This is a genomic window from Paraburkholderia sp., from assembly GCF_050742655.1.
GTDB lineage: Bacteria > Pseudomonadota > Gammaproteobacteria > Burkholderiales > Burkholderiaceae > Paraburkholderia.
In genome coordinates this window covers 319875-331330 of sequence record NZ_JBOIGG010000005.1, presented here as the reverse complement: position 1 = coordinate 331330, position 11456 = coordinate 319875, and the positions used below count along the sequence as shown (strand labels likewise).

The 11456-nt window shown below is 63.9% G+C and carries 12 protein-coding genes; 10 read left to right on the top strand and 2 right to left on the bottom strand.

The annotated features are described in order from the left end of the window. Window positions 1-75 precede the first annotated feature (75 nt). From pstC to phoR, 6 genes are all read left to right on the top strand, one after another. Window positions 76-1077: a phosphate ABC transporter permease PstC gene (gene pstC, locus ACREXZ_RS10365; RefSeq protein WP_431763954.1), complete on the top strand. Its 1002-nt coding sequence runs from the start codon at window positions 76-78 to the stop codon at window positions 1075-1077. Next, on the top strand, window positions 1074-1970 hold the full coding sequence (pstA, locus tag ACREXZ_RS10360; protein WP_431763953.1) for a phosphate ABC transporter permease PstA: 897 nt from the start codon (window positions 1074-1076) through the stop codon (window positions 1968-1970). The genes pstC and pstA overlap by 4 nt, the downstream gene beginning before the upstream one ends. 15 nt (window positions 1971-1985) lie before the next feature. After that, the gene (gene pstB, locus ACREXZ_RS10355; protein WP_431763952.1) at window positions 1986-2834 is read left to right on the top strand and encodes a phosphate ABC transporter ATP-binding protein PstB; all 849 of its coding nucleotides are present in this window, start codon (window positions 1986-1988) and stop codon (window positions 2832-2834) included. A 43-nt stretch (window positions 2835-2877) separates the two neighbouring features. Beyond that, window positions 2878-3582, top strand: a complete 705-nt coding sequence (gene phoU, locus ACREXZ_RS10350; protein WP_431763951.1) for a phosphate signaling complex protein PhoU — start codon at window positions 2878-2880, stop codon at window positions 3580-3582. Between the two features lie 35 nt (window positions 3583-3617). Then, the gene (gene phoB / locus ACREXZ_RS10345) at window positions 3618-4319 is read left to right on the top strand and encodes a phosphate regulon transcriptional regulator PhoB (protein ID WP_012400295.1); all 702 of its coding nucleotides are present in this window, start codon (window positions 3618-3620) and stop codon (window positions 4317-4319) included. A gap of 101 nt (window positions 4320-4420) precedes the next feature. Beyond that, window positions 4421-5737: a phosphate regulon sensor histidine kinase PhoR gene (gene phoR / locus ACREXZ_RS10340; protein WP_431763950.1), complete on the top strand. Its 1317-nt coding sequence runs from the start codon at window positions 4421-4423 to the stop codon at window positions 5735-5737. 54 nt (window positions 5738-5791) lie between these two features. On the opposite strand, the gene ACREXZ_RS10335 is transcribed toward phoR, so the two are convergent. Continuing rightward, window positions 5792-7822 carry an FAD-dependent oxidoreductase gene (locus ACREXZ_RS10335; RefSeq protein ID WP_431763949.1) on the bottom strand — a complete coding sequence of 677 codons (2031 nt, stop codon included), beginning with the start codon at window positions 7820-7822 and terminating at the stop codon, window positions 5792-5794. Between the two features lie 351 nt (window positions 7823-8173). Between ACREXZ_RS10335 and ACREXZ_RS10330 the strand changes: the two genes are divergently transcribed. Further along, on the top strand, window positions 8174-8962 hold the full coding sequence (locus ACREXZ_RS10330; protein WP_431763948.1) for a DUF4397 domain-containing protein: 789 nt from the start codon (window positions 8174-8176) through the stop codon (window positions 8960-8962). Between the two features lie 126 nt (window positions 8963-9088). Here ACREXZ_RS10330 and ACREXZ_RS10325 read toward each other — a convergent pair whose 3' ends face one another. Then, window positions 9089-9229 (bottom strand): entericidin A/B family lipoprotein, encoded by a 141-nt coding sequence (locus ACREXZ_RS10325; protein ID WP_431763947.1) that lies wholly within the window; start codon window positions 9227-9229, stop codon window positions 9089-9091. Window positions 9230-9494: 265 nt separating this feature from the next. Here ACREXZ_RS10325 and ACREXZ_RS10320 point away from each other — a divergent pair, with 265 nt between their 5' ends. From ACREXZ_RS10320 to ACREXZ_RS10310, 3 genes are all read left to right on the top strand, one after another. Beyond that, window positions 9495-9671 (top strand): DUF1328 family protein, encoded by a 177-nt coding sequence (locus ACREXZ_RS10320; protein ID WP_431763946.1) that lies wholly within the window; start codon window positions 9495-9497, stop codon window positions 9669-9671. 84 nt (window positions 9672-9755) lie between these two features. Then, window positions 9756-9917, top strand: coding sequence for a DUF1328 domain-containing protein (locus ACREXZ_RS10315; protein ID WP_431763945.1), 162 nt, complete (start codon window positions 9756-9758; stop codon window positions 9915-9917). Window positions 9918-10328: 411 nt separating this feature from the next. Further along, window positions 10329-11426 (top strand): catalase family peroxidase, encoded by a 1098-nt coding sequence (locus ACREXZ_RS10310; protein ID WP_431763944.1) that lies wholly within the window; start codon window positions 10329-10331, stop codon window positions 11424-11426. Window positions 11427-11456 lie beyond the last annotated feature (30 nt).

Genomic DNA, 11456 nt, shown 5'->3' with positions numbered 1-11456 from the left:
CGCGAAATGCGCGGCCGGGCGGCTGCAGTACCGGCGGCCGGCATCGTGTCGCGCCGCATCTGGAAACAGGCTCTCATGTCCGACATCCAATTCGTGTCGAACGCGCCCGGCGCCAGTCCGCCCGGTAGCGCGGCACAACAGAAAGCGCCCAGCCGTGCCGGCGACGTGATCTTCGGCGGCCTTACACGGGGCGCCGCGATCATCACCCTGCTGCTGCTCGGCGGCATCATCGTTTCGCTGATCGTCGCCTCGTGGCCGTCGATCCATCAATTTGGTTTCAGCTTCCTCTGGACCTCCGACTGGGATCCGCCCAGCCAGAAATTCGGCGCGCTCGTCCCGATCTACGGCACGATCGCCACGTCAGTAATCGCACTCGTCATCGCCGTGCCGGTCAGCTTCGGTATCGCGCTCTTTCTCACTGAGCTGTCGCCCGCGTGGCTGCGCCGTCCGCTCGGCATCGCGATCGAGCTGCTCGCCGCGATTCCGTCGATCGTCTACGGGATGTGGGGCCTGCTCGTGTTCGCACCGATCTTCGCGACGTGGTTCGAGAAGCCGCTCGGTCAGTTGCTCGGCGGCATGCCGGTCGTCGGAGCGCTGTTCCGCGGCGCGCCGATCGGCATCGGCATCCTGTGCGCCGGCGTGATCCTCGCGATCATGATCATCCCGTACATCGCCGCGGTGATGCGCGACGTGTTCGAGGTGACCCCCGTGCTGCTGAAGGAATCCGCGTACGGCATCGGCTGCACGACGTGGGAAGTGATGTGGAAGATCGTGCTGCCGTTCACGAAGTCCGGTGTGATCGGCGGCGTGATGCTCGGTCTCGGTCGCGCGCTCGGTGAAACGATGGCCGTCACGTTCGTGATCGGCAATACGAATCTGCTCGACAACGTCTCGCTGTTCTCGCCGGGAAACAGTATTACGTCGGCGCTCGCTAACGAGTTCGCGGAAGCCGACCCGGGTCTGCACATTTCGGCGTTGATGGAACTGGGCCTGATCCTGTTCGTGATTACCTTCATCGTGCTGACGATCTCCAAACTGATGCTGCTGCGTCTCGAGAAAGGGGAGGGCGCGAAATGAGCGAGCCGATCCTCAACATGCCGGGTCTTGCGAATCCGGCCGCGCTCGAAGCGACGCGCAACCGTCTGCAGCGCCGCCGTCGCGCGACCAACGCGCTCGCGCTCGCGCTGTCGCTCGCCGCGATGGCCTTCGGGCTGCTGTGGCTCGTCTGGATCCTGTACACGACGCTGAGTCTCGGTATCGGTGGCCTGTCGGTCGAACTGTTCACGCAGTCGACGCCTCCGCCGAACACCGACGGCGGCGGTCTCGCGAACGCGATCGTCGGTAGTCTGATCCTCGTGCTGCTCGCGACCTTCATCGGCACGCCGATCGGCGTGCTGGCCGGCGTCTACCTCGCCGAATACGGCCAGAAGCGCTGGCTCGCAAGCGTCACGCGCTTCATCAACGACATCCTGCTGTCGGCGCCTTCGATCGTCGTCGGGTTGTTCGTGTACGCGCTGATGGTGCCGACGATGGGGCACTTCAGCGGCTGGGCTGGTGTTGTCTCGCTCGCGCTGCTGCAGATTCCGATCGTGATCCGCACGACCGAGAACATGTTGAAGCTGGTGCCCAACGCGCTGCGCGAAGCCGCGTTCGCGCTGGGTACGCCGAAGTGGAAGATGGTGCTGTCGATCACGCTGAAAGCGTCGATCGCGGGTATCGTGACCGGTGTGTTGCTCGCCATTGCACGGATTGCCGGCGAGACCGCGCCGCTGCTGTTCACTGCGCTGTCGAACCAGTTCTTCTCGCTGAACCTGAACCAGCCGATCGCCAACCTGCCGGTCACGATCTACAAGTTCGCGATGAGCCCGTTCTCGCAATGGCAGTCGCTTGCATGGGCTGGCGTTTTCCTGATCACGCTCGGGGTGCTGGGATTGAACATCCTTGCGCGCTCGATCTTTTCGAACAAGTAAGGGCGGAGCAATCCGATGAACATGGCAGAAAGTCACTTCAATCCCGCTGAGCGTGCGACGTCGCCGTCGGGTTTCGATCCCGCCCAGGGCGAACAGGCTCATGCGCCGGCACGGCCGAAGATCGAGGTCAACGACCTGAACTTCTTCTACGGCAAATACCACGCGCTGAAGAACGTCAACCTGAAGATTCCCGAAGGCAAGGTGACCGCGTTCATCGGTCCGTCGGGCTGCGGCAAATCCACGCTGCTGCGCACCTTCAACAAGATGTACGCGCTCTATCCGGAGCAGCGTGCCGAAGGCGAAATCCTGATGGACGGCGAGAACCTGCTCGCGACGAAGCGCGACATCTCGCTGCTGCGCGCGCGCATCGGCATGGTGTTCCAGAAGCCGACGCCGTTCCCGATGTCGATCTACGACAACATCGCGTTCGGCGTGAAGATGTTCGAGTCGCTGTCGCGCTCGGAGATGGACGACCGCGTCGAGTGGGCGCTCACCAAGGCCGCGCTGTGGAACGAGGTGAAGGACAAGCTCGCGCAGAGCGGCTACGGTCTGTCCGGCGGTCAGCAGCAGCGACTGTGCATCGCGCGCGGCATCGCGATCCGCCCCGAAGTGCTGCTGCTCGACGAACCGTGCTCGGCGCTCGATCCGATTTCGACAGGCCGCATCGAAGAACTGATCGCGGAGCTGAAGAGCGACTACACGGTGGTAATCGTCACGCACAACATGCAGCAGGCGGCACGCTGTTCGGACTACACTGCTTACATGTATCTCGGTGAGCTGATCGAATTCGGCGATACCGAAAAGATCTTCATCAAGCCGCTCCGCAAGGAAACCGAGGATTACATCACCGGCCGGTTCGGCTAAGCGCCACGCGCTGCCGTCACGCAGCGCCAGAAGGGAGTACGACATGTCCGACAAACACCTCTCCAGCCAGTTCGATGCCGACCTGAACCTCGTTTCGTCGAAGGTTCTCGAAATGGGCGGCCTCGTCGAATCGCAGATCGTCAAGGCGATGCAGGCGCTGAACGGCTTCGACGGCGAGATCGCCGACGAGGTGATCGCCGCCGAAGAGCGCCTGAACACGATGGAAGTCGAGATCGACGAAGAGTGCAGCAACATCATCGCGCGCCGCCAGCCGGCCGCGCGCGACCTGCGCCTGCTGATCGCGATCTCGAAGACGATCACGAATCTCGAGCGCGCCGGCGACGAAGCCGAAAAGATCGCGAAGCGCACGAAGCGCCTGATGGAAGAAGGCTCGTCGCGCAACATCAACATCGCCGAGATCAAGCTGTCGGGCGAGATGGCCGTGTCGATCCTGCGCCGCGCGCTCGACGCGTTCGCGCGTCTCGATACCGTGGCCGCCGCGCAGATCGTGCGCGACGACAAGGCGATCGACGAGGAATTCCGCGCGTTCGTTCGCAAGCTCGTGTCGTACATGACCGAAGATCCGCGCACGATTTCGGCGGGGCTCGACTTCCTGTTCATCGCGAAGGCGATCGAACGGATCGGCGACCACTCGAAGAACATCGCCGAGTTCATCATCTACATCGTCAAGGGGACCGACGTGCGGCACAAGTCGCGCGACGCCCTCGAGCGCGAAGCGCTTAGCTGATCCCGTTACTCATTGTCAAAGGTCAAGAGGTGTCGATGCCCAGCAGCATTCTCGTCATCGAAGATGAACCCGCTATCTCTGAACTGATTTCGGTCAATCTTCAACACGCGGGACATTGCCCGATTCGCGCGTACAACGCGGAGCAGGCGCAAAACCTGATCAGCGACGTGCTGCCCGACCTGGTCCTCCTCGACTGGATGTTGCCGGGCAAATCGGGTATCGCGTTTGCGCGCGACCTGCGCAACAACGAGCGTACGAAGCATATCCCGATCATCATGCTGACTGCCCGCGGCGACGAGCAGGACAAGGTGCTCGGCCTCGAGATCGGCGCCGACGACTACGTGACGAAGCCGTTCTCGCCGAAGGAGCTGATGGCGCGGATCAAGGCCGTGCTGCGCCGCCGGGCGCCGCAGCTGACCGAAGACGTCGTCGCGATCAACGGGCTCAAGCTCGATCCCGCCACGCACCGCGTCGCCGCGCATGCGCAGGGCAGCGAGATCAAGCTCGATCTCGGCCCGACTGAGTTCCGTCTGCTGCACTTCTTCATGACTCATCCGGAACGCGTGCACAGCCGCACGCAGTTGCTCGACCAGGTGTGGGGCGACCATGTATTCGTCGAGGAACGGACCGTCGACGTGCACATCAAGCGTCTGCGCGCCGCGCTCAAGCCTGCCGGGTGCGATGCTATGATTGAGACGGTACGCGGCAGCGGTTACCGGCTCGCGAAAAGCGCGTAGTCTCTGCCCTGTGGTGCCGCCTTGCGCGGCGCCACAGGATGCGATAGCAGGCGCCACGGCCTGCGCGCCGCGTGCGTTCTCCTTTCTTCGATCGCTAGAACATGAACGTCATCTGGGCACGCTCCATCGTGTCGATCGTGCTGCTTGCCGTTCTGTGCGCAGTGCTTGGCGTGCTCTTCAACGTCAAGACGGCGCTGACAGTCGCGGTCCTCGTGCTGCTCGCACAAAGCTTCTTCAGTACCTTCCACAAGCAGCGCCTGTGGCGCCTGCTCGATGCGCCGGTGTACGGCGAAGTGCCGAGCGCTTCCGGCATCTGGGGCGAAATCTACTACCGTTTGCACAAGCTCGCGAAGCGCTGGCATGCGCAGGTGCGTCAGGTCGAGCAGGCGCATTCGCGTTTCATCCAGGCTATCCAGGCATCGCCGAACGGTGTTGCGATGCTCGACGATCACGATCAGATCGAGTGGTGCAACGCGATCTCCGAAGTGCATTTCGGTCTCGACGCGCGACGCGATCTGCGTCAGCACATCACGCACCTCGTGCGCCAGCCCGAGTTCGTCCGCTATCTGAACTCGCATCAGTACGAAGAGATGCTGATCATGCGCGGGATGGGCGACAAGCGGCAGAACGTGTTGTCGGTGCAGGTGTTTCCGTACGGCGAGAACCGCAAGCTCGTGCTGTCGCAGGACATCACCGAGCTCGAGCGTACCGACGCGATGCGCCGCGATTTCGTCGCGAACGTATCGCACGAACTGAAGACCCCGCTCACGGTGCTGTCCGGTTTTCTCGAGACGATGCGCGAGTTGCCGCTCGCCGAGGCCGAACGCACCCGCTATCTCGAACTGATGGAACAGCAGGCGGCGCGGATGCGCCACATCGTCAGCGATCTGCTCGTGCTCGCCACACTTGAAGGCGACGGCAAGCCGCCGAGCAGCAGCCAGATGATCGACATGCGCGCGGTGCTGCGGCATCTGAAGGAAGACGCGCAGAGCCTGTCGGGCGACCGTCACCGCATCACGTTCGACGCGGACGAAGTGCTGACCGTCACCGGCGTCGAAACCGAACTGCTGAGTGCGTTCGGCAACCTCGTGACGAACGCGATCCGCTACACGCCGGACGACGGCACGATTCACGTGACATGGGGCGTGCAGGGCGAGTGCGCGGTGTTCTCGGTCGTCGACAGCGGGTTCGGCATTCCGGCTACCGACATTCCGCGGTTGACCGAGCGCTTCTATCGCGTGGACCGCAGCCGTTCGCGCGACACCGGCGGCACCGGCCTCGGTCTCGCGATTGTCAAGCACGTGCTGCAGCGTCACGACGCGCAGCTCGAAGTGAAGAGCGAAGAAGGGCGGGGCAGCACGTTCTCCGTGCGCTTTCCTGCTTCGCGTACCGCGCGCAGGCAACCTGCGCCGGCGTGAGCCGTGGCAGCGTGCATGCTTCCGTACTAAACCACCCGGCTAAAGCCCACCCGCCTACAACCGCGCCGCAAGCTCCGCTCCTTCGCGAATCGCCCGCTTCGCGTCCAGTTCAGTCGCAAGCGCCGCGCCGCCGATCAGGTGATAACGCGTGTCGCCCGCCGGCTGCGCATCCGGATACAACTCCCGCAGCGACTCCTGCCCCGCGCACACGACGATCGTTTCGACGTCGAGCCATTGCGTCTCGCCGTTGCGCGCGATCTTCAGCCCGCGCGCGCCGATCTCCTCATACGTCACGTTATCGAGCATGCGCACGCCGTTGCGCATCAGCGTCGCGCGATGCACCCAGCCCGACGTCTTGCCGAGGCTTGCGCCGAGCTTGCCGGCCTTACGCTGCAACAGCCAGATGTCGCGCGGCGGATGCGCGTCAGCGGCGGGTTTCAAGCCACCGCGTTCAAGAACCTGAAGATCCACGCCCCATTCGTCGAGCCATGTATCGGGAGGCATCGGCAACGGCGTGCCGGCCGGATGCAGCAGGAACTCGCTGACGTCGAAGCCGATGCCGCCCGCACCGATCACCGCGACCGTGCGACCGACCGGCGCACCGCGCAGCACGTCGACGTACGACAGCACGTTCGGCGCGTCGATGCCCGCGATCGCCGGCTTGCGCGGCACGATGCCGGTCGCGACGATCACGTCGTCGTAGCCGCCGGCTTCGAGCAACGCCGCGTCGACGCGCGTGTCGAGCCGCACATCCACTGCATGACGTGCGAGCTGGCTGCCGAAATAGCGGATCGTCTCCGCGAATTCTTCCTTGCCCGGCACGCGCATCGCGAGATTGAACTGACCGCCAAGCGTCGATGCCGCATCGAACAGCGTCACGCGATGCCCGCGCGATGCGGCGACTGTCGCCGCCGACAGACCAGCCGGCCCTGCACCGACCACTGCAATGCGACGGCGCGCCGGTTCGCCGGTCACCGGCCGGTACACGAGTTCGGTCTCGCGGCCTGCGCGAGGATTCACGAGACAGGTCGCGCGCTGGTTCTGGAACGTGTGATCGAGGCACGCCTGATTGCACGCGATACACGTGTTGATTTCGTGCGCGCGACCCTCCGCGGCTTTCACGACGAACGCCGGATCCGCGAGCAGCGGACGCGCGAGCGACACGAGATCGCCGGTTCCTTCGGCAATCAGACGCTCCGCTAGATCGGGCGTGTTGATGCGGTTCGACACGATCACCGGTACGCGCACGGCGGCCTTCAATCTCGCGCTCAACGGTGCAAACGCGGCGCGCGGCACCGACGTCACGATGGTCGGCACACGTGCCTCGTGCCAGCCGATGCCGGTGTTGAACATCGTTACGCCCGCGGCCTCGAGCGCCTGCGCGACCTGCACGGTTTCATCCCACGTATTGCCGCCTTCGACGAGATCGATCAACGACAGCCGGTACACGACGATGAACCGCTCACCGCACGCGACGCGCACCGCTTCGACGATTTCGCGCGCGAGCCGCATCCGGTTCTCGATGCTGCCGCCGTAACCATCGCTACGATGGTTCGTGCGCGGACACAGGAACTGGTTCAGCAGATAACCTTCGCTGCCCATGATCTCGACGCCGTCGTAACCCGCACGTTGCGCGAGCCGCGCGCAGCGCGCGTACGCACGCACCGTGCGCGCGACGCCCGCTTCGGTCAGCGCGCGCGGCTTGAACTTCGAGATCGGCGATTTGAGCGCGGACGCAGACACGACGAACGGTTGATACCCATAGCGTCCCGCATGCAGGATCTGCAGCGCGATCTTGCCGCCTTCCTCATGAACCGCGCGCGTGATCAACCGGTGATTGCGCAGATCGAACACCGAGTTCAGCGTGCCGCCGAACGGCAGCAGCCAGCCCTCGCGATTCGGCGAGATGCCGCCGGTGATCAGGAGACCCGCACCGCCTTTCGCGCGTTCGCGGAAATACGCGGCGAGCTTCGGATAGTTCCAGAAGCGGTCTTCCATGCCGGTGTGCATCGAGCCCATCACGACGCGATTGCGCAGCGTCGTGAAGCCGAGATCGAGCTCGGCGAGCAAGTTTGGGTAAGGCATGCAGGGCCTCTTGTAAAGTTTGGGTGCGCACGAACAATACACTGCGTCCTGCGCCAAACCTCCGAGGGAAAATTCTAATCCGCGTCGTGCGAGGCGACAGCGGGCCTCGTCGAGCGCACGCCCTCTCGCACCATCGCGAGGCACATCGATTGCTGAATCCGGGTGTCCGAAAGACGCGTGCAATTTTTTGCAGCACCGGGATGGTGTCGCACCGCACGCACAGGGATACGAATGGTCGCCGTTCTTTCCGGCGACGTCCGGTGCCGTTTCTCTTTTGATGAACGAGGTACCCGGACGTTTGCGGCGACCGCAAATCAACGGATGGATACCCATCATCGAAGAGGTGGAAACATGAAACTTATCCGGACCATGGCGGCGCTCGCGGGCGCGGCGTCGATACTGGCGGCGTGCGGCGGAGGCGGGCACGATGTCGGCAAGGAACTCGGCCTGCAAAACCCGGAGATCCATTTCGTTCACGCGATTCCAGGCGGACCTGCTGCCGACTTTCTCGTCAACGGTGCCGCACTGCAGACCAACATCAGCTACAAGGGCGTGACGAACTTCGCGAACATTGGCACAGGGCAGACGTCGGTTGCGTATGCGCCGACCGGCACGACTACGGCGATCGCGAGCGGCGCGTTCTCCGACGTCGCGAACGGACACGAGTACACGGTGATCGCGTTGCCCGGCACACCGACGAGCGACATTGGCCTGATCGACGATCCGTTCGACAAAGGCCTGCTGTCGAACAGCGCACGTCTGCGTGCGTTCAATGCGTCGGTGAACGCATCGAACCTCGACCTCTACCTCGTGCCGGCCGGCACGACCGACGTGACCAGCATCAGCCCGTCGATGGCAGGCGTCGCGTTCAAGAACGCCGTGCCGGCGAGCGGTCAGGATTCGATCTACGTATCGGGCGGCACCTATGTGCTGATCGCGACGCAGGCGGGCAGCAAGACGCCGATTTTCCAGTCCGCGTCGTTCAATCTCGACAACAACGCCGACTGGCTGGTGACCTCCGTGCCGATCGCGGGCGCGTTGAGCCAGCTGTTGCCGAACCAGATCCACCTGCTCGTCGCGCAGGGCGGCAACACGTCGCAACCGGCGCTCGAACTGACGAATACGTTGAACGGTCAGTAGCAGTCGGCAAGCGTTTCAACACGAAGCATGCAACGGATAGCGGCGATCCTCGAAAGAGGGCCGCCGTTTTTTGCGGTTACGTTGAACGTCGCGCTGCTGCGTGCAGCGCGGGCGTCGCTACTGCCGTTACTGCGATGCCTTGTCGGCGGAGTTCGTGATCGCATGACCACCCTTCGAAATGTCTTCGCCAGCGCCCGCCATCGTATTGCAGCCCGTGGCGAGCAGTGTGGCGCCGGCGATCAGAAACAGCGCGATGAGTCGAGTCATGGTGTGTTCTCCGTTGATGGGAAGGCATCGTTCGATCCGGCCTGATTTGCAGGTCACGAAAGCGTGCCGCGCTGCACTGGCCACGAGCCGGGTCGACATGAAGAGCAGCAATGCGTGTGCCTGACCCGCCGCGCAGACGGACATAGGGCGATTCTCGCCCGCGAAACGGGCCTCGCAGCGGCAGGCGCGAATTGTGCTGACTCCGATGAAACACACCGTTGAACCGCACAGTCAACCGCGATGCAACGAACTCAAGGGAGTCGACATGCTGAAATGGGCGTTGTTTTTCGCGGTGATTGCCGTGATCGCCGGTCTGCTCGGATTCACGGGTATCGCGGCCGGCGCGGCAGTGATCGCGAAGTTCCTGTTCGTGCTGTTCCTGATCATCTGCGTCGTGTTCCTCGTGCTCGGCTTCGTCGTGACGAAGAAAATCGTCGACTAGCGAAGACCGTCCCGCCGCCCGCGCGCATCCGAACGAACGGGCGGTCTCATCTAACCGGACTCGATCCGGACCAGGGAGGCGCTCATGCTTCATTACGCACTGGTGTTCTTCGTGATCGCGATCATCGCGGCCGTGTTCGGCTTCACTGGCATCGCAGCCGGCGCGGCGGAGATCGCGAAGATCCTGTTCTATCTCTTTCTGATCGTCTTCGTCGTCACGCTGCTGCTCGGCGTGTTCAGGACGTAGCGTCGAACCATCGCCGGGCGATCGCGCGTTCGTGCGATATCACGCTGCTGGACAGGAGGGAACCGCATCGACACGCCGCGCTGAACAGCACGGTGTTCGGCTCGCGACCGCAACGCATCGCGACGTCCCCTCTTCTCAAATAAAACACCGTCCCCACAGACTTTATTCCCCGCACATATTTCCGCGTGTTTGCGTAATTCGTCAGTTAATTGAAGGCCTATGGCAATATAGTGGCCCACTTGGCGAGCATTTGTGCGCTCCCGCCCGATGTCTGTCTTCTCGTCCCACGCAGAGCGTCTACTGCTGTCCCATGCACTAAACGGGATTCACCCGATGCACGACCCGCACGATCCAGCTGCGCCCCTTCGTACCGTCCCGCGGACTCGCCGCCGGTTCTATGCGATCGCGGCCGTGAGCGCGATCGTCGCGACGGGCGCGCTGTTCACGTGGGCGCTGCACGTGCATGCGGAAAATGTGCCCGTGCCCACCCGTATCGTCGATCTGTTCGAGCAGGACGGCGGACGTCATCCGGGCTTCCGGCGCAATCACGCGAAGGGCGTCTGCGTGAGCGGGCATTTCGACAGCGACGGGCAGGGCGCTGCACTGTCGCGCGCATCGGTTTTCGAGCGCGGCAGCGTGCCGGTGATCGGTCGCTTTTCGGCGCCGGGCGGCAACCCGCAACAGGAAGACGCGGACACCACCGTGCGCAGCTTCGCGCTGCTGTTCAGATTGCGCGGCGGCGAAGAGTGGCGCGTAGCGATGAATTCGGCGCCCGTGTTCATGGTTGCGACACCGCAGGCCGTGCTCGAACAACTCGATGCATCGCGGCCCGATCCGCGCACGGGCCGCGCCGATCCCGAGCGGCTCGCCGCGTTCCAGCAGCGGCACCCGGAAACGCGTGCGCTGCTCGACTGGGAAAACGCGCATCCGCCGTCGTCGGGTTTCGACAATGCCGCGTACTACAGCATCGACACGTTCCGCTTCACGGATGCGGCGGGCAGCACGCACCCGGTCCGCTGGCGCGTCGAACCGCAGCGGCCGTACCAACCGGTAAGCGATGCGCCGGCCGACGATCCGGATTTTCTCGAGCATCGGCTCGCGCACGACGTCGAGCAAGGGCCGGTGCGCTGGCATCTGGTGCTGACCGAAGCGCGACCCGGCGATCCGCTCGACGACGCGACGCGCGCGTGGCCCGACGACGGTCGGCATCGCGAGATCGATGCCGGTACGCTCGTGCTCGATCGGGTGCAGTCGCAGATCGACGGACCGTGTCGCGACGTCAACTTCGATCCGCTCGTGCTGCCGGCCGGCATCGCGGCGTCGAACGATCCGCTGCTCGTGGCCCGTTCGACCGTGTACGCGGAATCGTTCCGGCGCCGCGTCGGCGAGGAGGCGCAGGCACAGCAGGGCCATACGCCGCGCGGCTTGACCGCGTGGCTCGCCGCGGTGAAAGCGTGGATCGATCCGTCGCGGTCGTCCGGTACGTCCGGTACGCGTCGCACCGACTGACAACAGGCTGGGAAATACGGTAAAAGGATA